General features: G+C 70.9%; 21 protein-coding genes. 10 read left to right on the top strand and 11 right to left on the bottom strand.

Annotated elements, in window-relative coordinates:
- Positions 1-47 precede the first annotated feature (47 nt).
- Positions 48-1277 carry a CapA family protein gene (locus tag OG247_RS27590; RefSeq protein ID WP_327254751.1) on the bottom strand — a complete coding sequence of 410 codons (1230 nt, stop codon included), beginning with the start codon at positions 1275-1277 and terminating at the stop codon, positions 48-50.
- Positions 1278-1358: 81 nt separating this feature from the next.
- Here OG247_RS27590 and OG247_RS27585 point away from each other — a divergent pair, with 81 nt between their 5' ends.
- On the top strand, positions 1359-2267 hold the full coding sequence (locus tag OG247_RS27585; protein ID WP_442813662.1) for a hypothetical protein: 909 nt from the start codon (positions 1359-1361) through the stop codon (positions 2265-2267).
- 87 nt (positions 2268-2354) lie between these two features.
- On the opposite strand, the gene ychF is transcribed toward OG247_RS27585, so the two are convergent.
- Positions 2355-3443 carry a redox-regulated ATPase YchF gene (gene ychF, locus OG247_RS27580; RefSeq protein WP_327254749.1) on the bottom strand — a complete coding sequence of 363 codons (1089 nt, stop codon included), beginning with the start codon at positions 3441-3443 and terminating at the stop codon, positions 2355-2357.
- 133 nt (positions 3444-3576) lie between these two features.
- On the opposite strand from ychF, the gene OG247_RS27575 reads away from it, so the two are divergent.
- Complete coding sequence (locus OG247_RS27575; RefSeq protein WP_327254748.1) at positions 3577-4056, top strand: DUF6542 domain-containing protein; 480 nt, start codon at positions 3577-3579, stop codon at positions 4054-4056.
- Between the two features lie 70 nt (positions 4057-4126).
- Here OG247_RS27575 and ppgK read toward each other — a convergent pair whose 3' ends face one another.
- Together ppgK and OG247_RS27565 are read right to left on the bottom strand one after the other, a co-directional pair.
- Positions 4127-4876, bottom strand: coding sequence for a polyphosphate--glucose phosphotransferase (ppgK, locus tag OG247_RS27570; protein WP_327254747.1), 750 nt, complete (start codon positions 4874-4876; stop codon positions 4127-4129).
- Positions 4877-4925: 49 nt separating this feature from the next.
- On the bottom strand, positions 4926-5966 hold the full coding sequence (locus OG247_RS27565; RefSeq protein WP_327254746.1) for a 4-hydroxy-3-methylbut-2-enyl diphosphate reductase: 1041 nt from the start codon (positions 5964-5966) through the stop codon (positions 4926-4928).
- Between the two features lie 87 nt (positions 5967-6053).
- Here OG247_RS27565 and OG247_RS27560 point away from each other — a divergent pair, with 87 nt between their 5' ends.
- The 4 genes from OG247_RS27560 (at position 6054) to OG247_RS27545 (ending at position 9720) form a co-directional block, all read left to right on the top strand.
- Positions 6054-7493, top strand: coding sequence for an APC family permease (locus tag OG247_RS27560; protein WP_327254745.1), 1440 nt, complete (start codon positions 6054-6056; stop codon positions 7491-7493).
- A 9-nt stretch (positions 7494-7502) separates the two neighbouring features.
- A complete protein-coding gene (gene xseA, locus OG247_RS27555) occupies positions 7503-8726 on the top strand; it encodes an exodeoxyribonuclease VII large subunit (protein ID WP_327254744.1) in 1224 nt (407 codons plus the stop codon).
- A gap of 79 nt (positions 8727-8805) precedes the next feature.
- Entirely contained in the window at positions 8806-9033 is a 228-nt protein-coding gene (locus OG247_RS27550; RefSeq protein WP_327254743.1) for an exodeoxyribonuclease VII small subunit, read from the top strand.
- 96 nt (positions 9034-9129) lie between these two features.
- A complete protein-coding gene (locus OG247_RS27545) occupies positions 9130-9720 on the top strand; it encodes a malonic semialdehyde reductase (protein ID WP_327254742.1) in 591 nt (196 codons plus the stop codon).
- Positions 9721-9832: 112 nt separating this feature from the next.
- On the opposite strand, the gene OG247_RS27540 is transcribed toward OG247_RS27545, so the two are convergent.
- Positions 9833-10351, bottom strand: coding sequence for a DUF4245 domain-containing protein (locus OG247_RS27540; protein WP_327257647.1), 519 nt, complete (start codon positions 10349-10351; stop codon positions 9833-9835).
- Between the two features lie 211 nt (positions 10352-10562).
- Here OG247_RS27540 and glpX point away from each other — a divergent pair, with 211 nt between their 5' ends.
- Positions 10563-11594 carry a class II fructose-bisphosphatase gene (gene glpX / locus OG247_RS27535; RefSeq protein ID WP_327254741.1) on the top strand — a complete coding sequence of 344 codons (1032 nt, stop codon included), beginning with the start codon at positions 10563-10565 and terminating at the stop codon, positions 11592-11594.
- 132 nt (positions 11595-11726) lie between these two features.
- Here glpX and OG247_RS27530 read toward each other — a convergent pair whose 3' ends face one another.
- The 3 genes from OG247_RS27530 to OG247_RS27520 form a co-directional block, all read right to left on the bottom strand.
- A complete protein-coding gene (locus OG247_RS27530; RefSeq protein ID WP_374323290.1) occupies positions 11727-12101 on the bottom strand; it encodes a WhiB family transcriptional regulator in 375 nt (124 codons plus the stop codon).
- Between the two features lie 173 nt (positions 12102-12274).
- Positions 12275-12874: a TIGR03086 family metal-binding protein gene (locus OG247_RS27525; protein ID WP_327254740.1), complete on the bottom strand. Its 600-nt coding sequence runs from the start codon at positions 12872-12874 to the stop codon at positions 12275-12277.
- Positions 12875-12964: 90 nt separating this feature from the next.
- The gene (locus tag OG247_RS27520; RefSeq protein ID WP_327254739.1) at positions 12965-13651 is read right to left on the bottom strand and encodes a DUF1707 SHOCT-like domain-containing protein; all 687 of its coding nucleotides are present in this window, start codon (positions 13649-13651) and stop codon (positions 12965-12967) included.
- Between the two features lie 150 nt (positions 13652-13801).
- Between OG247_RS27520 and OG247_RS27515 the strand changes: the two genes are divergently transcribed.
- The gene (locus tag OG247_RS27515) at positions 13802-15472 is read left to right on the top strand and encodes a fumarate hydratase (RefSeq protein ID WP_327254738.1); all 1671 of its coding nucleotides are present in this window, start codon (positions 13802-13804) and stop codon (positions 15470-15472) included.
- Between the two features lie 54 nt (positions 15473-15526).
- Here OG247_RS27515 and OG247_RS27510 read toward each other — a convergent pair whose 3' ends face one another.
- Together OG247_RS27510 and OG247_RS27505 are read right to left on the bottom strand one after the other, a co-directional pair.
- Positions 15527-16066 carry a hypothetical protein gene (locus OG247_RS27510; RefSeq protein WP_327254737.1) on the bottom strand — a complete coding sequence of 180 codons (540 nt, stop codon included), beginning with the start codon at positions 16064-16066 and terminating at the stop codon, positions 15527-15529.
- Between the two features lie 38 nt (positions 16067-16104).
- Positions 16105-16644, bottom strand: a complete 540-nt coding sequence (locus OG247_RS27505; RefSeq protein ID WP_327254736.1) for a hypothetical protein — start codon at positions 16642-16644, stop codon at positions 16105-16107.
- Positions 16645-16768: 124 nt separating this feature from the next.
- Here OG247_RS27505 and OG247_RS27500 point away from each other — a divergent pair, with 124 nt between their 5' ends.
- Together OG247_RS27500 and OG247_RS27495 are read left to right on the top strand one after the other, a co-directional pair.
- Positions 16769-19651, top strand: a complete 2883-nt coding sequence (locus tag OG247_RS27500; RefSeq protein ID WP_327254735.1) for a hypothetical protein — start codon at positions 16769-16771, stop codon at positions 19649-19651.
- A 137-nt stretch (positions 19652-19788) separates the two neighbouring features.
- On the top strand, positions 19789-20556 hold the full coding sequence (locus OG247_RS27495) for a glycerophosphodiester phosphodiesterase (protein ID WP_327254734.1): 768 nt from the start codon (positions 19789-19791) through the stop codon (positions 20554-20556).
- A 143-nt stretch (positions 20557-20699) separates the two neighbouring features.
- Here OG247_RS27495 and OG247_RS27490 read toward each other — a convergent pair whose 3' ends face one another.
- Positions 20700-22241, bottom strand: a complete 1542-nt coding sequence (locus OG247_RS27490; protein ID WP_327254733.1) for a ricin-type beta-trefoil lectin domain protein — start codon at positions 22239-22241, stop codon at positions 20700-20702.
- Between the last annotated feature and the right edge of the window lie 52 nt (positions 22242-22293).

Genomic DNA, 22293 nt, shown 5'->3' with positions numbered 1-22293 from the left:
GTTCGCTGGGCGACACGTCCGGCGGGCGGACTGCGGTCGCCCCGGTCCTAGCGGTTCGTCAGCGGCGCCAGTCCGTCCTTGCCGCCGCCCCGGTTGAGCAAGGTGCCCTGGGTGCGGTCGAACGCGAGCTGGTAGCGGGCGCGCCGTTCGGCCGACAGCCCGCTGTCGTTCTTCAGCGCGGTGGCGAGCTCGATCAGCCTGTGGTCCTTGACCTGTCCGGTCTCCGGCAGCTTGACCGCGGGGTCGGAAACCTCCAGGTCCGGCGGCAGCTCCACGAAGGTGGGGACGTACCGGGCCTTGACGTCCCACTTGCCGTTCTTCTCGGCGAATTCGAACCAGCCGATGACGCCTTCCTCGGACAGTCCGCTCGGCACCTCGTGCCGGGCGAGCTGGTTGCCGAGCCCGTACGCGACCCAGATGTCGCCGACCTTCTCCATGGGCTGGACGACGTGGGCGTGGTGGCCGATGACCAGGTTGATGCCGGTCTTCTCGGCGACCTTCTTGGCGAGGCTCAGCTGGAGCGAGTTCGGGGCGGGCTGGTGCTCCGTGCCCCAGTGGATGCTGAGGATGACGACTTCGGCGCCGGCGGCCCGGGCGGCCTTCTCGGCGGCCGAGATGGCGTCCAGTGAGGTCTTGTTGGCCAGCCACGGCTTGTCCGCGGGTACCTGACGGCCGTTGAACCCGCCGGCGAAGGAGATCTGCGCGACCTTGACGCCCTTGACGTCCATGATCAGCGGCTTGGCGCCCTCCGCCTGGCTGCGTGCGGAGCCGGTGTGCTTGAGGCCCGCCTTGTCGAGGGCGTCGAGGGTGCTCTTGACACCGCCCTCACCGTGGTCGAGCACGTGGTTCGACGCGGTCGAGCAGGTGTCGTACCCGAGGTCCTTGAGGGTCGTGGTGACCTGCGGCGGCGCGATGAAGTCCGGGAAGCTCTGGAACGGCCCCTCCGGCTTGCCCAGCACGGGCTCCATGTGGCAGATCGCCAGGTCGGCCTTGCTGATGACGGGCTTCACCCCGGCCATGATCTGTCCGAAGTCCATGCCGGCCTTGCCCTTGGCCTTGGCATCCTGCTCGGCCTGAGTGGTCAGCTCGGGGTGGATGAGAACGTCACCGGCCGCGGCCACGGTGAAAGAACGCCCACCGGCCCCCGTGGACAGACGGCCCTTGGCATCACCACCGGATCCTGCGCCGCCGAGGAGTCCACAGCCGGTGAGCGCTGTCGACAGGAGCAGGGTGAGCGCTCCGGTGCGGAGCGTGACGAGAGAGGCGGATATCTTCACTCGGTCTATCTTTATCCGATCATGACTCCGTTCCTCGCGAAACGTATAACGATTAAGGCAACTCTGTGCGCGGTGGCCATCATGGCCGCGATTGTGGCGTATTTCACGCTCTCCGCAGGGCAACCATCGGGCGAAATGCAGGTGAATTCCAGACCTTCGGCTGCCCCGGGGGTCGACCTGGAAAAGCGGATTACGGCATTCACCCAGGGATTCGGCGAGCGGGGGGGGTACCGGATCCCCACCGCGACCGAGCGCCGGACGGTCACCCAGGGTGTCGCCCTCCTCCTCGACGGCAAGGAGGAGGCGGCGCGCAAGAGGCTGGCCGAGGTCGATTTCACCGTGCAGGCGTTCACGGACACCGTCAGCGGCCGGGACTACGCCGAGGTCGCGGACGCGGCGGGCTCTTCGGGCTCGGCGAACCGCGGCTGGGGCCGGGTGTACGTCAACCTGGGCGTGCCGCTGACCTGGAGCGTGCAGGTCCCCCACCCGGTCGCCGACCAGGAGACCGAGCGGCTCGGCGCCCGGGTGCTGCGCGGGGCGCCCGGCGGAGTGATGGTGCTGGCCGGCGCTCACCGGACCGCCGGCGAAGGGGACTCCGCCGATGTGGCGCACCGCACGGACTCGGTGTTCCACAAGGTGATCGAGGAGCTGATGGAGCGCGGCCTGCCAGGGGTGCAGCTGCACGGCTTCGCCAACGAGTCCTTCCCCGAATTCGACGCCGTGGTCTCGACCGGGGCCGGGGACCGTGCGGTGTCCGAGGCCAGGACCCTGTCGGCGGCGCTGACCGACGAGGGCCTTGAGGTCTGCCGGGCCAATGTCCGGAAATGCAAACTGTCCGGAACCTCGAACGAGCAGGGCCAGGTGGCGGCCGAGGAAAAGCTGCGTTTTCTCCACATTGAACTCGCGAGGGTGATAAGGACGGACGACAGCCGCCTCGACGATGTGACAGAAGCCATAACGGTTCTCACCAAGCGCTGGTCGAAATCTTGACCGTCTCGACCGCATTTGACTGGTTTGGCCGTGGTGACCGCACACCGAAGGGGCCGGCTCCCGCAGGAGCCGGCCCCTTCGGACCACTCAGACGTTGAAGCGGAACTCGACCACGTCGCCGTCCTGCATGACGTAGTCCTTGCCCTCCATGCGGGCCTTGCCCTTGGAGCGGGCCTCGGCGACCGAGCCGCAGGCGACCAGGTCCTCGAAGGAGATGATCTCCGCCTTGATGAAGCCGCGCTGGAAGTCGGTGTGGATCACGCCGGCGGCCTCGGGGGCGGTGGCGCCCTTCTTGATGGTCCAGGCGCGGGTTTCCTTCGGGCCGGCCGTCAGGTAGGTCTGCAGGCCCAGGGTGGCGAAGCCGACGCGGCCGAGGGTGGCCATGCCGGGCTCCTCCTGGCCGACCGACTGGAGGAGCTCGAGCGCCTCGTCGTCGTCGAGCTCGATGAGCTCCGCCTCGAGCTTGGCGTTCAGGAAGATCGCCTCGGCCGGGGCCACCAGCGCGCTCTGCTCGGCCTTGAAGGCGTCGTCCGTCAGCTCGTCCTCGTCCACGTTGAAGACGTAGAGGAACGGCTTGACCGTGAGGAGGTGCAGCTCGTGGAGGAGGTCGCCCTGCTCCGTGCCCTTCGTGATGCCGTGCGAGAAGAGGGTGTCGCCCGCTTCGAGGATCTTCGTGGCCTTCTCGACGGCCGCGAGGACCGCGACCTTCTCCTTCTGGAGGCGGGACTCCTTCGTCAGACGGGGCACCGCCTTCTCGATGGACTGGAGGTCCGCGAGGATCAGCTCGGTGTTGATGGTCTCGATGTCGTCCTTCGGCGAGACCTTGCCGTCGACGTGGACGACGTTCTCGTCCTTGAAGGCGCGGATGACCTGGCAGATCGCGTCCGACTCGCGGATGTTCGCGAGGAACTTGTTGCCGAGGCCCTCGCCCTCCGACGCACCGCGCACGATGCCCGCGATGTCGACGAAGTCGACCGTCGCCGGGAGGAGCTTGGCGGAGCCGAAGATGCCGGCCAGGACGCCCAGGCGCGCGTCCGGAACGCCGACGACGCCGACGTTCGGCTCGATCGTGGCGAACGGGTAGTTGGCCGCCAGCACGTCGTTCTTGGTCAGGGCGTTGAACAGGGTCGACTTGCCGACATTTGGCAGGCCGACGATTCCGATCGTGAGCGACACGTTGGCGACTTCCCGTAGCTGGAGGGGGCGGCGGCCCGGAGTGGGCCAAGGAGCAGTTTACTTTCGATGAGGGGGCACGGATGTACGCGTGTCCGGGCACACGATCGGCTGCCTCCCCGCCTAGCTTTGGGGGGTGGAGCGATACAAGGCGCGTACGGTACGTCACCCGGCGGAGCGGTCTGCCGAGCGGTCCCCCCAGCGAGTGCCGGCGCCGGTGCGCCGGCTGCCGCGGCCCCGGCTGACCGGGCTCGGCGGCGGGCTCTTCGCCTGCGCCGCGATGTTCCTGATCGGCGGCCTCGACTGGCTGCTGTTCGACGCCTCGCTGTTCGTCTACGGCCTGTTCTTCCTGCCGGTCGCGGCCGCCACCGCCCTGTGGGTGCGGCCCGCCGACCTGATCACCGCGCCCATCTCCGCCCCCATCGCCTTCGCCGCCGGAGTGTGGCCCGTGTCGGGCGGCTCCGGCGGCTTCGCCGGCGAGGTGATGGGGCTGGTGTCCGCGCTGTCCCTGCACGCCGGCTGGCTGTACGCGGGCACGCTCGTGGCGGCGCTGATCGCGGTGGTGCGCAAGGCCGTCCTCATCGGCCGCCGCCGGATGCCCCGCCGCGTCGCCTGAGCCCGGCGTCGCCTGAGCCCGGCGGGGCCGGGTCCTGCGGGGCCGGGCCCTGCACGGCCGGGTCCTGCGGCTACTGCCGCGCCGCCGAGCGCGCCGCCATCGCCGCGCCCACGATGCCCGCGTTGTTCTGCAGCTCCGCCGGCACGATCCGCGCCCGGACGCCCTCGATGAGCGGCAGGAACTTGTCCGGCTTGCGGCTCACGCCGCCGCCGATGATGAAGAGGTCCGGGGAGAAGAGCATCTCCACGTGCGCCAGGTACTTCCCCACCCGGCGCGCCCAGTGCTCCCAGGTCAGCTCCCCGTCTTCCTTCGCCTTCACCGAGGCCCGCGTCTCCGCGTCGTGGCCCTTCAGCTCCAGGTGGCCGAGCTCGGTGTTGGGCACCAGTCGTCCGCCCGTGAAGAGCGCGCTGCCGATCCCGGTGCCCAGCGTGAGCAGGATGACGGTGCCGTCGACCCCGCGCCCCGCCCCGTAGGCCATCTCCGCGACCCCGGCCGCGTCCGCGTCGTTCAGGACCGTCACCGGGCGGCCGTCCAGGCGCGAGGAGAGCAGCGCCGCCGTGTCCACCCCGACCCAGGCCTTGTCCATGTTGGCCGCCGACCGGGTCACCCCGCCCGTGACCACCCCCGGGAAGGTGACCCCCACCGGGCCGTCCCAGCCGAAGTGGCGCACCACCTCGACGACGCAGCCGGCCACCCCGTCGGGGGTGGCCGGCTGCGGTGTGAGCACCTTGTGGCGCTCCTGCGCCAGGTCGCCACGGTTGAGGTCCACAGGAGCGCCCTTGATCCCGGAACCGCCGATGTCCACGCCGAAGATCTCCATGGACTCACCGTACGAAAAGACCCGCCGGAGCGCCCTGCCGGGGAGATGCCTACTTCTGTACGCCCGAACCCGGGCCCGCACCCGCGCCCGGCGCCGCCACGAGCTCCGCCGCCTCCGCGCGCAGGTCGCGGCGCAGTTCCTTGGGCAGGGAGAAGACGATGGACTCCTCGGCCGTCTTGACGATCTCCACGTCCGCGTACCCGCGCGCGGCCAGCCACTCCAGCACCTCTTCGACCAGCACCTCCGGCACCGAGGCGCCCGAGGTCAGACCGACGGTGGTGACGCCCTCCAGCCAGGCCTCGTCGATCTCGCCGGCGAAGTCCACGAGGTACGAGGCCTGCGCGCCGGCGTCGAGGGCGACCTCGACGAGGCGGATCGAGTTCGAGGAGTTCTTGGAGCCGACGACGATGACGAGGTCGCAGTCCTTGCCCATCACCTTGACCGCCTCCTGGCGGTTCGAGGTGGCGTAGCAGATGTCGTCGCTGGGCGGCGAGACGAGCAGCGGGAACTTGGTCTTCAGGGCGTCGACCGTCTCCATCGTCTCGTCGACGGAGAGGGTGGTCTGCGACAGCCAGACGACCTTCGACTCGTCGCGGACGGTGACCTTCTCGACGTCGTGCGGGCCGTCCACGATGGTGATGTGGTCCGGGGCCTCGCCGGAGGTGCCGATGACCTCCTCGTGGCCCTCGTGGCCGATGAGGAGGATGTCGAAGTCCTCGTTCGCGTAGCGGATCGCTTCCTTGTGGACCTTGGTGACCAGCGGGCAGGTCGCGTCGATCGTCGCGAGCTTGCCGCGCGCCGCCTCCTCGTGGACCACGGGGGCCACGCCGTGCGCGGAGAACATCACGATGGATCCCTCGGGGACCTCCTCCGTCTTCTCGACGAAGATGGCTCCCTTCCGCTCCAGGGTCTGCACGACGTACTTGTTGTGGACGATCTCGTGCCGCACGTAGACCGGCGCGCCGTACTGTTCGAGGGCCTTCTCGACGGCGATCACGGCTCGGTCCACGCCCGCGCAGTAGCCGCGCGGGGCGGCGAGGAGAACGCGGCGGGATGCGGGAGCGGGGGCGTCAGCAGTCATGGGCTCCATCGTACGGGGGTGTCCAGGAGGCCGGGGGTCGCCCGTTCGGCACAAACTGGGTCGAACATCCGCACCTGCCTTACCTCCGGAGGAAAGATGGCGTCCGCGACGGATCCCAAAACGCCGCCCGGCCCGCCCGGTCCGTCCGGCGGCCCGTCCGCCGCGCCCGGCACCTCGCTGCGCCGCAGTCTCGGATTCCGGGACCTGGTGGTCTACGGGCTGCTCTTCATCGCCCCCATGGCCCCGGTCGGCGTCTTCGGCACCCTCGACGCCAAATCGCACGGCGCCGTCGCCCTCGTCTACCTGGTCGCGACGGTGGCGATGGCCTTCACCGCCTTCTCCTACGCGCAGATGGTGCGGGTGGCCCCGCAGGCCGGCTCTGTTTTCACGTACGCCCGCAAGGGCCTCGGCGAGGGTCCCGGGCTGATCGCCGGCTGGATGGCGATGCTCGACTACCTGCTGATCCCGGCGGTCGCGTACCTCTTCTCCGGCATCGCCATGAACGCCCTGGTCCCGGAGGTCTCCCGGTGGGTGTGGACGGCCCTGGCGGTGGTCGTGACCACCCTGCTCAACCTGTGGGGCGTACGGGCCGCCGCCCGCGTGGGCTTCGCCGTGCTGGCCATGGAGATCGCGGTCCTGCTGGTGTTCCTGGTCTCGGCGGTGACCGTACTGGTCCGGGGCGCGGAGCACCGGGCCTGGCTCTCCCCCTTCACCGGGGACGGCTCGCTCGGCGGGTTCTCCACGGCCGCCGTGCTCGGCGCGGTCTCGGTCGCGGTCCTGTCCTACCTGGGCTTCGACGCCATCGCCTCCTTCGCCGAGGAGGTCACCGGAGGCAGCGCGAAGGTGGCCCGGGCGGTGCTGTTCTGCCTGGCGCTGACGGGCGTGCTGTTCATCGCCCAGACCTATCTGGCGGCCCTCCTCAGCCCCCTCTCGGCGGCGGAGCTGGCGGCCGACCCGGCGAAGCAGGGCCCGGCCTTCTACACGACCGTGGAAGCCTCCGTGGGCATGTGGCTGCACGACCTGGTCGCCGTCAGCAAGGCCATCGGGGCCGCCTTCGCCGCGCTGGCCGGACAGGCCGCGGCCGGCCGGCTGCTCTTCGCGATGGCCCGCGAGCGGCGGCTGCCCCGCGTGCTCGCCCACACCTCGCACGGCACCCCGCGCCCGGCCCTGCTGCTGGCGGCGACGGTCACCCTGATCGCGGCCGTGTGGGCGGCCCGGCGCGACGACGGGCTGGACCACCTGGTCTCGGTGGTGGACATCGGGGCGCTGGTGGCGTTCACGCTGCTGCACGCCTCGGTGGTGGGCTGGTTCGTGGTCAAGCGCCGCGAGGGGGCTCCGAACTGGTTCAAGCACCTGGTGATCCCGGTCCTCGGCGCCGCCGTGACCATCACGGTGATCGTCGAGGCCTCGTGGACGGCGCAACTGGTGGGGGCGGTGTGGCTGCTGGCGGGCCTGTGCGTGCTGGTGGCCCAGCGCGGGCGACGCGGGCAGGATCAGGGCTCCCGGCCCGACGCCGGTGTCGGCGCGGGCGGTTAGCCTGCGTGCATGGGTCTGAATTCGTCGGCTGACGCGCCGCTGCCGGTCGGTCAGGTGTCCCGGCTCATCGGGGGCTGGATCGACAAGCTCGGTCAGGTGTGGGTGGAAGGGCAGATCACGCAGCTCTCGCGGCGGCCGGGAGCGGGGGTGGTCTTCCTGACGCTGCGCGATCCCTCGCACGACATCTCCCTCAGCGTGACCTGCTTCCGGCAGGTCTTCGACGAGGTCGCGGACTCCGTGACGGAAGGCGCGCGCGTCGTCGTGCTCGCCAAGCCCGAGTGGTACGCCCCGCGCGGGCAGCTGTCCCTGCGGGCCACCGAGATACGGCCCGTCGGCATCGGCGAGCTCCTCGCCCGGCTGGAGCGGCTCAAGCGCTCCCTCGCTTCCGAGGGGCTCTTCGCGCTGGACCGCAAGAAGCCGCTGCCGTTCCTGCCGCAGCTGATCGGGCTGGTGGTGGGGCGGGCCTCGGCGGCCGAGCGCGACGTCCTGGAGAACGCCCGGCGCAGGTGGCCGGCGGTCCGCTTCGAGGTCCGCAACGTCGCCGTCCAGGGGGTGCACGCGGTGCCCCAGGTGATCCAGGCGGTCAAGGAGCTGGACGCCATCCCCGAGGTGGACGTGATCATCGTGGCCCGCGGCGGCGGCAGCGTGGAGGACCTGCTGCCCTTCTCCGACGAGGAGGTCGTACGGACCGTCGCGGCGGCCCGTACGCCGGTGGTCTCGGCGATCGGGCACGAGCCCGACTCCCCGCTGCTGGACCTGGTCGCGGACCTGCGGGCGTCCACGCCCACGGACGCGGCGAAGAAGGTGGTCCCGGACGTCGGCGAGGAGCTGGAGCGGGTGCGCCAGCTGCAGGGCCGGGGGCTGCGCGCCGTGCGCGGGCTGCTCGACCGGGAGGAGCGGGGGCTCGCGCACGCGCTCGCGCGGCCGGTCTTCGTCCATCCCCAGCGGATGGTGGAGACCCGGGAGGCGGAGGTGGACGCGCTGCTGGCGCGCGGCCGCCGGACCCTGGGGCACTTGCTGGACCGGGCCGATTCGGAGCTGGCGCACACGCTCGCCCGCGTGGTGGCGCTGTCCCCGGCGGCCACGCTGGAGCGCGGGTACGCGGTGCTGCAGCGGGACGACGGGCACGTGGTGCGCTCGCCCGAGGACGTGTCGGCGGGCGATGTGCTGCGGGCGCGGGTGGCGGAGGGGGAGTTCTCGGTGCGGGTCGCCGCGGCCGAAGAGCCCTCGTAGGCAGGTCGCTTCACCGGCAGGTCGCTTCACACTGCCGCAACAAATTTCGGTGTACTACACAGTTAAGGTGGGAGCGGGAATGGCAGAGACCGATACGGCGCTGGGGTACGAGCAGGCCCGGGACGAACTGATCGAGGTCGTCCGCAAGCTGGAGGCCGGCGGCACCTCGCTGGAGGACTCCCTCGCGCTCTGGGAGCGCGGCGAGGAGCTCGCGAAGGTCTGCCGCCACTGGCTGGAGGGGGCCCGGGCCCGGCTGGACTCGGCGCTGGCGGCGCGTGAGGCGGCCGAGGGGGGCGGCGGGGAGTGATCCCGCTCACCCGGAAACATATTTAGTTGAATTTTCATCTACTTTCGTCGTAGGCTCTGGGCATCGCTTCAGTCCCGTACAGAAGAAGGCTTTCCGATGTCTCTCGTTCTCGACGCCGCCGCTCAGGACCTCCTCTTCCGTGAGGCCCGCACCGCCAACACGTTCTCCGACGAGCCGGTGACCGAGGAGCAGGTCCAGGCGATCTACGACCTGGTGAAGTACGGCCCGACCGCCTTCAACCAGACGCCGCTGCGCATCACCCTGGTCCGCTCCCCCGAGGCCCGCGAGCGCCTCGTGAAGCACATGGCCGAGGGCAACCAGGCCAAGACCGCCGCCGCCCCGCTGGTCGCGATCCTGTCCGCGGACAACGAGTTCCACGAGGAGCTCCCGCAGCTGCTCCCCCACTTCCCGCAGGCCAAGGACGCCTTCTTCTCCGCGCGCCCGGTCCGCGAGCAGTCCGCGCTGGTCAACTCCGCGCTGCAGGCCGCGTACTTCATCATCGGCGTCCGCGCCGCCGGCCTGGCCGCCGGCCCGATGACCGGTCTGGACTTCGCCGGCCTCCAGAAGGAGTTCCTGGACGGCGACCACACCCCGCTGATGGTCATCAACATCGGCAAGCCGGGCGAGGACGCCTGGTTCCCGCGCTCCCCGCGCCTGGAGTTCGACCAGGTCATCACCACCGTCTGAGCCCAGCCCCGCAGGCGGTGAACGAAAAGGCCGCGCTCCCCGGAATCCCGGGGAGTGCGGCCTTTTCTCGTCGTGCCGCGTACTGCCGCGTCCTGCTGCGTGCCGCCCGGCCCTACGAGCCCTGCTTGAACTCCAGCGCCGCGGCCATCGCCCCGAGCTGCTCGAAGGAGGCCGTCCCGGTCACCACCGTGACGTAGCCCTGCTCCTTGCGCACGAGGGCGTCGTACTTCTCGCCGTCCCAGCGCTCCCAGACCTGGTCCCCGACCTGCTGGGTCTCCCCGGTGGCCTGCGCCTTCAGGGTGACCTTCCCGATGTACTTGTCCGTGGCGTCCGCGGACTGCTCCACCGCCACGTACTGCCGCGCCGGGTCCAGGAAGCCCAGGTGCCAGGCACTGGCGTCCTTGCGCGCGTACCCGACGGAGGTCGCCCGCCACTGGGGCGGCAGCCCGACGGGCACCGCCACGGGGTACGGAGCCGCGCGCCGGGCCGTGATGCTTTCGACGCGGTAGTCGACCACCCTCGTCGGATCGGCCTTCTCGTCATGTGGGATGACCAAATAGATCCCCCCGACCACGAGCCCGATCACCGCCAGCGACCGGACCATGTCCACGACCGTCTGCTTGCCCTTCATACCTGCCACGACACCATCGTCCCGCATGGCTCCGGGCGATCACCGCCGGGGTCTCCATGGCGCGCCACGGGCGGCGCAAGATGTCCGCTCAGGACAATCAGCTGACCGATATGGCGCTCATACGTGACCCGGTCTGCTCAATATGTCGACGTACCGATAGAGTCCAGGGACCCTCACTCCCGGCCGTCGCCGTACAGAAAGGTGCGCTCCGATGACCGAGCACAACCTGCCGCCCCAGCTCGAAGTCTCTCCGGAGGCACCCGACCGCAACCTCGCCCTGGAACTCGTACGGGTCACCGAGGCCGCCGCCATGGCCGCGGGCCGCTGGGTCGGACGCGGTGACAAGCTCGGCGCCGACGGCGCTGCCGTCAACGCGATGCGCACCCTGATCTCCACCGTTTCGATGAACGGCGTCGTCGTCATCGGCGAGGGCGAGAAGGACGAAGCCCCGATGCTCTTCAACGGCGAGCGGGTCGGCGACGGCACCGGTGCCGAGGTCGACATCGCCGTGGACCCCATCGACGGCACCACCCTGAACGCCAAGGGCATGCCGAACGCCATCGCCGTTCTGGCCGCCGCCGACCGCGGCACCATGTTCGACCCGTCCGCGGTCTTCTACATGGAGAAGCTGGTCACCGGTCCCGAGGCCGCCGACTTCGTCGACATCAACGCCCCGGTCTCCGTCAACATCCGCCGCGTCGCCAAGGCCAAGAACATGGCCGTGGAAGACGTCACCGTGATCATCCTCGACCGCCCCCGCCACGAGGGCATCGTCAAGGAGATCCGCGAGACCGGCGCGCGCATCAAGTTCATCTCCGACGGCGACGTCGCCGGCTCGGTGCTGGCCGTCACGGAGGACAGCGGCATCGACCTGCTGCTCGGCATCGGCGGCACGCCCGAGGGCATCATCTCGGCCTGCGCGATCAAGTGCATGGGCGGCACCATCCAGGGCAAGCTGTGGCCCAAGGACGAGGCCGAGCGCCAGAAGGCGATCGACGCGGGCCACGACCTGGACCGCGTCCTGTTCACGAACGACCTGGTCTCCGGCGAGAACGTGTTCTTCGTCGCCACCGGCATCACGGACGGCGAGCTGCTGCGCGGCGTCCACTACCGCTCGGAGACCGCGACGACCTCCTCGCTGGTCATGCGCTCGAAGTCGGGCACGATCCGGCAGATCGACTCGACCCACCGCCTCTCGAAGCTCCGCGCGTACAGCGCGATCGACTTCGACCGCGCCAAGTAGGCCACGGGCGGCACGGCATCACGGAAGGGGCGCTCCCGCGTGCGGCGGGGGCGCCCCTTTGCCGTTCGTCCTTGCCGTTCGTCCTTGCCGTTCGTCCGCTGCCGGCCCGCGCACCGCGGAGCCCCGCGCCGCCTACGAGGCTTCGCGCAGCTCCACCGCCCGGCGCCGCCGGCGGGCGAGCACCACCCGGCGCTCGGCGGCCGTCAGCCCGCCCCAGACCCCGTAGGGCTCGGGCTGGATCAGCGCGTGCTCCCGGCAGGCGACCATGACGGGGCAGCGGGCACAGACCCGCTTGGCGGCGTCCTCACGGGAGAGCCGGGCGGCGGTCGGCTCCTTGGAGGGGGCGAAGAAGAGCCCGGCCTCGTCGCGCCGGCACACCGCGTCCGCGTGCCATGGGCCGTCCTCTTCCCTGGCCGGGACCCGCGGCTTCGGCACGACCGCCGCCGGGCGCCCCTGGAGACTCTGGACGGCGGCTACCTGCAGGGACTGGCGCGGCGGATGCGGCACGGTCTACTCCTGACGACGTATACGCGAGCGAGAGAGGCGACGCACCTGTCCCTACCCGCTGTGGGCGCCCCTATGCACCGTGTGCCGCCGATCCGGCCGGTTCGACCGAAAGGTGCTCCCGCCCGGCCCCGCCCCTCGCGCCCCCGCCCGGCCCCGCCCCCGTCACCCGGACGTCACGCGGCGGACGGCGTCCAGTCGGGGCTGCGGCCCAGGAAGGCGAGCAGCGCACCGGCCGGATCGGTGTCCGGATCGGGCGCGGGGGTGAGCGCCGGGGCGTACGCGAACCCGCGCAGCGGCTCGGCGAGCACCCGGGCGGCCGGGCTCAGGGCCGCCGCGAGCGCGGGGGTCAGCGGGGAGGCCTGGCCGGTGGCGACCGCGAGGTCCCAGGCGTGGACGGCCGCGTCGAGGGCGGCCGCGGCGACCGCGGTCTCGGCGTCGAGGGTGAACGGGGGCAGCGGGACGGCCACCTCCGCGGTGCCCGGCGCGACCCCGGCGAAGGCCTCGGCGGCGGCTTCGAGGGCGGGCTCCAGCAGCTCCGCGGGGCTGCCGGCCAGGGTTCCGGTGGGCGCGAAGGGGTCCTCGGCCGGTCCCGGCCCGCCGGTGAGGCGGCCCGCGTAGGCGAGCTGGTCGCCCGCCGCGTGCTGGAGCACTTGGCCGACATTCCACTGGTCGCACGGTGTCGGCGCGCTCAGGGCATCGGCCGGTATGGCGACGGCGACGGAGCGCAGCGCCGCGTACGCCCGGTCGAGCAAGTCCCACTTGGATACGGTCATGGGCCGACCCTACGAGCACCTATCGACCAAGGGGGCCGATTTCAGCGGCAGTTGTCTGCGTGTCGGCCCTACCGGGTGCCCTACCGGCCCTTACGGGGCGCCCTCCCGGCCCTTGCGGAGCCTGTTCGCCAGGTCCACCAGGCGGGCGCCGAGCCGGGGGCGGGCCTCGATGTTGCCCAGCAGCGCGAAGCCGCGGACGATCACGACCGGGGCCTGCGGGTCGGTCTCCCCGCGCCCTTCGCCCCGGACCTCGAAATTGCCGAGGACCCCGCTGCCGTAGCCGCGCAAGGTGACATTCTCCGGGACCAGGATCTCGACGTTGCCGAGGATGCTGGTCACGTTGATCTCGGTGACCTGTTGCTCGAAGACCGCCTGGGTCAGGTCGATGCTGATGTCACCCATGACGGAGACCGCGCGGGTGTGCGCGCCCGGCCGCCAGCGCCCCTTGCGGGAGGAGCTGCTGCACACGGCCACGATCGTCTCGACCGGGGCGCCCGCGGGTGCTCCCGCGGCATAGGACGCCGCCGCCTGGCCGGCGCCGGGCCCGGGCGCGGGCAGGTCCCGTACGAGCACGTCCAGCTCGGCGACCGTCTTCAGCGCGTACAGCGAGTCGAGCCGGTCCGAGTGCTCCTCGGCGGTCAGCCGGCCCTCGGCGACGGCGTCGGCGAGGATGTGCGCGATCCGGTCCCGGTCCGCATCGGAGGCGCGCAGCCCGGGGGCGGGCGCGGGGGGCGGCGCGGGGGCCGGCACGGATGAGGGCTGCTTTTCCAGGTCCACGCGCCCCAGCATAGCGAGACACGATAGATCGCGATACAGGCCAGTGAGCCTTACCTCACAACAAAAGCCGCCGGAAGAGGTCCTACGCTGGTTACCGCGCTGCCAAACGGTCGTCAGCGCCGTCTGCCGAGTGAGGGAATGACTGCCGTCATGCCAGAGTTTGCGTACACCGACCTGCTGCCCCTGGGCGAGGACTCCACCCCGTACCGGCTGGTGACCTCGGAAGGCGTCTCCACCTTCGAGGCCGACGGCCGTACGTTCCTCAAGGTCGAGCCCGAGGCGCTGCGCAAGCTCGCCGAAGAGGCCATCCACGACATCCAGCACTTCCTGCGCCCGGCGCACCTCGCGCAGCTGCGCCGGATCATCGACGACCCCGAGGCCAGCGCGAACGACAAGTTCGTCGCCCTCGACCTCCTGAAGAACGCGAACATCGCGGCGGCCGGCGTCCTGCCGATGTGCCAGGACACGGGCACGGCGATCGTGATGGGCAAGCGCGGCCAGAACGTCCTGACGGAGGGCGCCGACGAGGCGGCCCTGTCCCACGGCATCTACGACGCGTACACCCGCCTCAACCTGCGCTACTCGCAGATGGCCCCGGTCACCATGTGGGAGGAGAAGAACACCGGCTCGAACCTGCCCGCGCAGATCGAGCTGTACGCGACCGACGGCGGCGCGTACAAGTTCCTCTTCATGGCCAAGGGCGGCGGCTCCGCCAACAAGTCCTTCCTCTACCAGGAGACCAAGGCGGTCCTCAACGAGGCCTCCATGATGAAGTTCCTGGAAGAGAAGATCCGCTCGCTCGGCACCGCGGCCTGCCCGCCGTACCACCTGGCGATCGTGGTCGGCGGCACCTCGGCGGAGCACGCCCTCAAGACCGCGAAGTACGCCTCGGCCCACTACCTGGACGAGCTGCCCACCGAGGGCTCCCCGCTGGGCCACGGCTTCCGCGACGAGGCCCTGGAGCAGCAGGTCTTCGAGCTGACCCAGAAGATCGGCATCGGCGCGCAGTTCGGCGGCAAGTACTTCTGCCACGACGTCCGCGTCGTCCGCCTCCCCCGCCACGGCGCGTCCCTCCCGATCGCGATCGCCGTCTCCTGCTCCGCGGACCGCCAGGCCACCGCGAAGATCACCGCCGAGGGCGTCTTCCTCGAGCAGCTGGAGCGGGACCCGGCGCGCTTCCTCCCGGAAACGACGGACGAGCACCTCGCCGAATCCGAATCCGCGGACGTGGTCTCCATCGACCTGAACCAGCCGATGGAAACGATCCTCGCGACCCTCACCCGGCACCCGGTCAAGACCCGCCTCTCCCTCACGGGCCCGCTGGTCGTGGCGCGCGACATCGCGCACGCCAAGATCAAGGAACTGCTGGACTCGGGCGCGGAGATGCCGCAGTACCTGAAGGACCACCCGGTCTACTACGCGGGCCCCGCGAAGACCCCCGAGGGCTACGCCTCCGGCTCCTTCGGCCCGACCACGGCCGGCCGCATGGACTCCTACGTCGAGCAGTTCCAGGCGGCGGGCGGCTCCAAGGTCATGCTGGCCAAGGGCAACCGCTCCCAGCAGGTCACGGACGCCTGCGACAAGCACGGCGGCTTCTACCTCGGCTCCATCGGCGGCCCGGCGGCGCGCCTCGCCCAGGACTGCATCAAGAAGGTCGAGGTCCTGGAGTACGAGGAGCTCGGCATGGAAGCCGTCTGGAAGATCGAGGTCGAGGACTTCCCCGCCTTCATCGTGGTCGACGACAAGGGCAACGACTTCTTCCAGAACCCGGCCCCGGAACCGACGTTCACCCACATCCCGGTCCGCGGCCCGGGCCTGTGACCTGAAGAACGCAGAGGGGCCCCGCGCCGTATGGCGCGGGGCCCCTCTTGCGTTCTACTGGGCGGCGGGGTCCGCTCCGCCGGAGGAGCGCGCGATGCTGTTGTCGATGTCTGCGAGGACCTCGCGCGTCAGATCGAGCTCAATCTCAAGGATCTCGCGGCTGAACTTACCTGGGCCCTTCTCATAGCGGGCCCTCCCGCGCGCCGAGGTGAAGGCGGATGCGGGAACCGCGTCCTGGCCCTCTGGGATGAACTTGAACACCTCTTCAACGGCAGCCAGCGCACTCGCCATCGCACCCTGGTACTTGTGGTGCTCAGACCCGGGCGAGTTCAGCAGCCCTAGGCCGGCCCAGCGGGAGTAGCGGTCCGCCACATCGGAGAACTCACCCGGATCGATGATCTCGGACGGCTCGGCACCACCGTAAGCCGGCGGAGGCGGCGGAACTTCCACCGCCATCACAAACTCAAAACGCCGGTCCCGACCACAGCCACGGCACACACCCTCATACACGGCCACAAGGTCATCACCCAGCCGCTCCAGCTGATGCCGACGCCCGAAATCCGCACCCCCACACTCACAAGGGTGCAGATCCATGTACAGATGCGCTTCCGACGAAGAGCGGGCTCTCAACGTCATCCGGCCGCAGGACCGGCACCGCCGGACGAACGCGCGATGCTGTCGTCGATGTCTGCGAGGACCTCGCGCGTGATGCTGAGCTCGTAGTCAAGGAGCTCACGGCTGAACTTCCCCGGATCCCGCTCGTAGCGGGCCCTCCCACGCGCAGAGGTGAAAGCGGACGCTGGAACCGAGTCCTGACCCACCGGGATGAACTTGAACACCTCTTCGACGGCAGCCAGCGCACTCGCCATCGCACCCCGGTACTTGTGGTGCTCAGACTCAGGCGAGTTCAGCAGCCCCGGGCCAGCCCAACGGCGGTAACGGTCCGCGACCTCGGAGAACTCGCCGGGATCGATGATCTCGGACGGCTCGGCACCACCGTAGGCAGGCGGAGGCGGCGGAATCTCCACTGCCATCACGAACTCGAAGCGCCGGTCCCGACCACAGCCACGGCACACACCCTCATACACGGCCACAAGGTCATCACCGTGTTGCTCAAGGTGATGCCGGCGCTCGAAATCCGCACTCCCACACTCACAGGGGTGCAGATCCATGTACAGGTGCGCTTCCGACGAAGAGCGAGCTCTCAACATGGCATGATCTTAAAGTCTGTTGTGCGATGTGCATATGACGCTTCCTGGGGAGGGGCATCACATGGAGCCGTCGGCCTACCCTCGGATGGGCACAGGAACCCTACCGCCGTACCGGGACGGGCAGCAGCACGAGCTCGTTTCGGCTGCAGCACAGGAGATGGAAGGGGTGGCCGCCGCTGTCCTGCGCGAGCGGCTCGGAGGCTTCCAGTCACTTCGGGACCGGGAGGGGCGCCAGCACTTCAAGTTCCTGGACGGCAACGGCGGCGAGGCGACCATCTGGGTGGACGCCGTTCCGCTGGAGGCCGAGGGAATCGTCGCCACAGCGACGAACACCAAGTCTCAGAACTACGTGATCCTCGTCTCCGATCGCCTTCCGCGCGAGCTGCTGGGACGGGTACTCGCCCACGAGCTGGGCGAACTCACCACGGTGCGTCAGCGGGCGGCCGAAGGCCTGACTCCCGTGCGGGAAGACCTCCTGCGTGACGGTCCCGAGCTTCCGGCCGAGCGGGAGTTGTCCGCCGCGGACATGGGACGCATAGGCGAGCTCGACTGGCTGGCCGCACGAAGCGCGGACCCCGGCCTTTCGCCGCAAGAGCAAGCGGCGGCCCGTGCGGAGTTCTCCTCGCTGCTCGACCCGTACGGGCTTCGGCCGACGGCCGTACTCGATGACGAGGTGTTCCGCTCTCAGGCTCGGGCAGCGCGCGTCCGGATCGCAACCTCATTCGGATCCATGTCCAATGCTTCCGGAAAGCTCCTGAAAGACCTCGCCCGTCCCATCGAGCAGCTCAACCCCGCCGACGCCACCGCGCTCCAGGCCTCCCGCGAGGCCGCCACCCGCGCCGAGCGGCAGGTCGCGGCGTTCATCGGGCGGCGCGAGGTCACCATGGCCATGCCCGGCTACGACCAGAACGGGCTCCCGCTGCCGCGCGACCAGACCGGGGTCGCCGCCGGCGAGTGGTCGGCGTGGCGGACGCATGTCAGCGAGCAGACCGACCAGAAGCTCCAGGAGCAGATCGCGCGCGGGGAGACCCCGCTGCGCAAGGTGACGATCGGCGGCGGGGCGAGCCTCAGCGGCCGCGACCCGGAGGCGTTGCTGGTCGATGCCGTCGGGCGGTGGCAGCGGGATCCCGGCGTCGGGATCGTGCAGTCGGCGGATCAGGACCGGGATCTGGCCCAGTGGATGGGAGTGGACCCGTACGCGGCGGTGGACGACCCCCGCAAGCGGGTGCCCATCAAGGCGGTCCGGGTGTGGGAGGACCAGCTGGCCACCCAGGGCGACGTGGTGAACGGGCACGCGCGACTGGAGCTCGGCGAGAACGGCGAGCTCGTCGCCGAGATCAACACCCTGGGCGAGGACGGTGCCGCGACGGGGAACCCCCTGCAGGTGGCCTGCGCCGGCACGCCCGTCGTGGCGACCGGTCTGCCGCCGGAACTCGTACCCGGAAACGTGCGCGACCAGCGCGACCGGCCAGGGGTGGAGAGCCGGGGCGAAGCCCTGCGGCTGGTCGGGGACCGGCTGCGGGAGCTCGAAGGCGAGGGTGTCGCCGGGGCGGGTGAACTGCGCGCCTCGCTGCAGCAGGCCGAGCGGGGCGGCGCCGACACCCGGACCGTGCTGGAACAGCTGGGTGCGTCCCCGCTGAACGAACTGCTGCGGACCGGTCGGGACGGCAGCCCCGCCACCCGCATCGAGGGCTGCTTCACGGTCCTGAACGCGACCCAGAAGTGGGAGGCCGCGCGCGAGGACGCCCCCGGGCGGGCGCTGATGGGCGACGAGGTCGCCGACAACCGGTTCGACGCGCGCGACGCCGATCACTGGATCATCGCCGGATCGGGCGGAACCGGGGTCGCGAACGCCGAGATCATCCTGCGCGAGAACCGGAACGCGCGGGTCACCATCATCGGCCGCGGCAATCCGCCGCCCGCCCTGGCCCACCAGGTGCAGTTCGACCAGATGGACGCCAAGTGGGGCAAGGAGAACGGCGACGGGCGGCTGGAGTTCGGCTACGCGAGCATCGGCGAGATCGAGACCGTCCGGGGCGAAGACGGGCGCACCCGCTTCCGTATGACGTACAAGACCAGCCAGGACGAGAACGCGGAGACGGTGACGGTCGACGCGGACGGCTACGTCGCGAGCCTCGGCCGTACGAACCCGCTGCCCGCAGCCGTGCAGGGTCTGGCGGACCAGGTACAGGACCGGGGCGGCCAGGTCAGGGGGGACCTGATGTTCGACCGGGACGACCAGTACATCGGCTACGGCCTCACCTTCGACGTGGACGGTACGGAGCACCGGGTCGACGTGGACGGCGCGGCGTCCTGGCAGCTGCCGCGCGAGGTCTTCCCCCCGGAGAACGGACTCCAGCAGGAGCTGAACGCGATGGGAACGCGCGCGCTGCCTTCCGAGACGGGCAACGCCGCGCCGGGGTTCGCCCCCATCGCCCGGCAGAGCGCGCTCCGGGCACGGGCCGTCGCGCAGGTGCACGACGGGGACCACGGGGCGGTACAGCGGCTGGAGACCGTGCCGGACCGCTGGAAGCGCCCTTCCAAGCCTGCCCGGAATACCCCGGCCGCGACCGTGGCCCGGGAGGACCCGTCCGTGGCCCGGGAGAACCCGGCCGCCGCCGTGGACCGGGAAGCCCCCACGCCCTCGGCTGCCGCCATCGACCCGGCGGCCACCGCGCCGCCGGCCGCCACGGTCGACTCCGCGACCCCGGCCACCCCGGCCACCCCGGCCACCCCGGCGCCCCCGGCTACCCCCGCGACCCCGGCCGCCACCGCACCCCCCGCCCCCAAGGCGCCTCCCGCGCCCGAGGCGGCCCCGCCCGGCCGGGGGGCGCCCGGGGGGCACCTCTGGCAGCTCGGCGTTGCCCGGCCCGGAAAGGGCGGGCCTCCGACCCCACCGGCGTCCGGCCAGGGTCCCCCGCCTCCGGAGACCGGCCCGACCCGCCCGGGCCTCGGCCACGGGGACTGACCGGGCGGGGGGCCGGGCCCCGTACCGGCAGGGCGCGCAGGGTGGGGAGGCCGAGCAGGGAACCGTCACGAACTGTTCGGCCGCCGGTGGAGCACGCTGCACCGGCCCGGTCATCGCATCCGGTTACCGTCTACTCCATGACGCAGCCGTTCCCCTCCGCCGCGCGCGCCACCCGCGTGGTCGCCCACCGCGGGGCCTCCCACGAGCACCCCGAGCACACCATGGCCGCCTACCGGCAGGCCATCGCCGACGGGGCCGACGCGCTCGAGTGCGACGTACGGCTGACCGCCGACCACCGGTTGGTCTGTGTGCACGACCGGCGGGTCGAGCGGACCTCCGACGGGCGCGGGGTCGTCTCCGAGATGACGTACGAGGAGCTGCGCGCCCTCGACTTCGGGGCGTGGAAGGGGTCCGGCCACGCCGGGGCCCGGGTGCTGCTCTTCGAGGACCTGGTCAAGGAGGCGCTGGCCGCGCCGTACCCCGTCGGGCTGGCCGTGGAGACCAAGCACCCCACCCGAGCGGGCGGCCGGCTGGAGGCCGAGCTGGTGCGGCTGCTCGGGGAGTACGGGCTCGCCGACGGCTCCGCCGGGCGCGTCGAGGTGATGAGCTTCTCCCGGACCGCGCTGACCCGGATGCACCGCCTCGCGCCGGGGCTGCCGGCCGTGTACCTGATCGAGCGCAGGGTCCGGCCGGTCCGGCCCCCGTACGCCACCCACGCGGGCCCGGGCATCGAGCTCGTACGGCGGGATCCGGGGCTGGTGGGCCGGCTGAAGGCGAAGGGGCTCGAGGTCCGCGTGTGGACCGTGGACGAGCCCGAGGACGTGGAGCTGTGCGTGCACCTGGGCGTGGACACCCTCATCACCAACCGGCCCCGGGACGTACGCAAGCTGCTGCTCGACATGTGAGCACCCGGCCGGGGTGCGCCGGCCGGGTGTGGGGGGTCGTTGGGGTGTGGCGGTCGTCTGGATGTGGCGGTCGTCCGGATGTGGCGGTCGTCCGGGCGCCGGAACCTACGGGGGTGCGGGTCCGGAGGGGGTTGCCGGAGGGGTTACACGAAGCGCTGGTTGGCCGAGCCGTTGCAGGTCTGGAGGCGCAGCGGCTCGTGGGCCGCGGCCACCGTCAGGCACATGCCCGGGGCGGCGGCGGGCCGGAAGGTGGCTCCGTCGCGGACGAACTGCTGGTTGGCGCCGCCGTGGCAGTTCCAGATGATCAGTGCGGTGCCGCCGCCGTAGTTGGCGCCGGGCGCGTCCAGGCAGCGGTCGTGGGTGAGCTCGACGTGCAGGGACTTCTTCGCGGAGTCGTACCACCAGCCCTGGTTGCGGCCGCCGTGGCAGTCCCAGCCGAGGACCTTGGTGTTGTTGGCGCTGGCGCCGCCGTTGGAGTCGAGGCAGTTGCCCGTCGCCTCGTTCTTCAGCGGCTTGTAGAGGTCGTCCCAGGCCCCGGCCTGCAGGACGGGGGTCCCGGTGCTCGCCGGGTCGGCGCAGGAGGCCTCGCGCAGGCCGGAGGAGTAGAGCTGGGTCAGACAGGACGCGAAGGCGCCGTGGCCGCGGTAGTTGGGGTGGAAGGACTGCCGGGCGGTGTTCTCGTCCCACGGGAAGTGGTCCCCGAGGTCGAGGTAGAGGCCGCGGGCCCAGGTGTCCTCCATGCAGACCTCGTGGCCCTGGAAGAGCCGCGAGTTGTCGAGGTAGGTCGCGCCCGCGGCGAGGGCGGCCGCGCGCATGCCCTTCTCGAAGGTGGGCACCGCGTAGTTGCGGCCCCAGGTGGCGTCGGAGTCGTATCCGGCGCAGCCTCCGGGAAGCTTGCCGGGGAAGTCGGGGTTGTCGTTGAAGTCGGGGCCGATCGGGCTGGGGTAGCCCATCACGACCAGTTTGTAGTCGGTGTCGGCGTAACCGGCGTCGCGCATGACGGTCTTGAGGTCGCCGATCGTCGACTGCACCTTGGGCTTCAGCCCGTCGACGCGTGCCTGCCAGCCCGGACCGTACTTCGGCTCGCAGGTGCCCTGACTGAGCACCCAGCGGGTGACGCAGTCGGTCATGACCGGGCCGAACTGCAGGTCGTCGTTGGCTCCGGCGACCAGCAGCACCATCTTGATCTTGGTGTTGCGGGCCTTGATGGCCAGGCTGTCGCTCTGCACCAGCTCGTCGGCGTACTGCTTGCTGCCGCCGATCTTGATGTTGCCCGTGTAGCCGCCGGAGCAGGCCGCGTTGAAGGTGTAGTCGGCCGCGATGCCGGTGCGGTGGATCGCCGCGTCGGGCGACCGGTGGCACTGGTTGGACGAGGTGTTGGTGGCGGGGTCGTAGTTGCCGACGCCCTCGCCGGAGATCTCGCTGTCGCCGAGCGAGATCAGACCGGTCTTGCGGTCCGCGAGCGGGCGGATCGCGGAGTCGCCGTAGATCTTGACGGCCTCGGCGGCCCGGATGGCCTCCAGTTCGGGCGTGAGGGGCGTGACGGCGGCCCCGGCGGAGGACCCGGCGGCTGTTGCCGCCTGGGCCATGGGAGTGATGGCGGTGATGCCCCCGAGGGCGGCCGCGACCGCCGCGACGGCGGCGAAGGTAGATCTGAACCTGGATTGTGTACGGACACGTGCCATGAGCGCCTCCCCGATCTCAGTGTTACCCCCGGTATTTACTGGCCGGTAGGCG

The sequence above is a fragment of the Streptomyces sp. NBC_01244 genome (genome assembly GCF_035987325.1).
In the GTDB taxonomy this organism is placed as follows: Bacteria; Actinomycetota; Actinomycetes; order Streptomycetales; family Streptomycetaceae; genus Streptomyces.
Note: the sequence above shows the minus strand (reverse complement) of the source record. Positions and strands in the feature narration are given on the sequence as shown.

What these genes read in the sequence shown, in the direction of transcription:
- OG247_RS27585 (WP_442813662.1), top strand. Translation starts at nt 1,359, where the DNA reads ATGGCCGCGATTGTGGCGTATTTCACGCTCTCCGCAGGGCAACCATCG.
- ppgK (WP_327254747.1), bottom strand. Translation starts at nt 4,876, where the DNA reads ATGGAGATCTTCGGCGTGGACATCGGCGGTTCCGGGATCAAGGGCGCT.
- OG247_RS27565 (WP_327254746.1), bottom strand. Translation starts at nt 5,966, where the DNA reads ATGGAGCCCATGACTGCTGACGCCCCCGCTCCCGCATCCCGCCGCGTT.
- OG247_RS27560 (WP_327254745.1), top strand. Translation starts at nt 6,054, where the DNA reads ATGGCGTCCGCGACGGATCCCAAAACGCCGCCCGGCCCGCCCGGTCCG.
- xseA (WP_327254744.1), top strand. Translation starts at nt 7,503, where the DNA reads ATGGGTCTGAATTCGTCGGCTGACGCGCCGCTGCCGGTCGGTCAGGTG.
- OG247_RS27550 (WP_327254743.1), top strand. Translation starts at nt 8,806, where the DNA reads ATGGCAGAGACCGATACGGCGCTGGGGTACGAGCAGGCCCGGGACGAA.
- OG247_RS27545 (WP_327254742.1), top strand. Translation starts at nt 9,130, where the DNA reads ATGTCTCTCGTTCTCGACGCCGCCGCTCAGGACCTCCTCTTCCGTGAG.
- OG247_RS27540 (WP_327257647.1), bottom strand. Translation starts at nt 10,351, where the DNA reads ATGAAGGGCAAGCAGACGGTCGTGGACATGGTCCGGTCGCTGGCGGTG.
- glpX (WP_327254741.1), top strand. Translation starts at nt 10,563, where the DNA reads ATGACCGAGCACAACCTGCCGCCCCAGCTCGAAGTCTCTCCGGAGGCA.
- OG247_RS27525 (WP_327254740.1), bottom strand. Translation starts at nt 12,874, where the DNA reads ATGACCGTATCCAAGTGGGACTTGCTCGACCGGGCGTACGCGGCGCTG.
- OG247_RS27515 (WP_327254738.1), top strand. Translation starts at nt 13,802, where the DNA reads ATGCCAGAGTTTGCGTACACCGACCTGCTGCCCCTGGGCGAGGACTCC.
- OG247_RS27510 (WP_327254737.1), bottom strand. Translation starts at nt 16,066, where the DNA reads ATGGATCTGCACCCTTGTGAGTGTGGGGGTGCGGATTTCGGGCGTCGG.
- OG247_RS27505 (WP_327254736.1), bottom strand. Translation starts at nt 16,644, where the DNA reads ATGGATCTGCACCCCTGTGAGTGTGGGAGTGCGGATTTCGAGCGCCGG.
- OG247_RS27500 (WP_327254735.1), top strand. Translation starts at nt 16,769, where the DNA reads ATGGGCACAGGAACCCTACCGCCGTACCGGGACGGGCAGCAGCACGAG.
- OG247_RS27495 (WP_327254734.1), top strand. Translation starts at nt 19,789, where the DNA reads ATGACGCAGCCGTTCCCCTCCGCCGCGCGCGCCACCCGCGTGGTCGCC.
- OG247_RS27490 (WP_327254733.1), bottom strand. Translation starts at nt 22,241, where the DNA reads ATGGCACGTGTCCGTACACAATCCAGGTTCAGATCTACCTTCGCCGCC.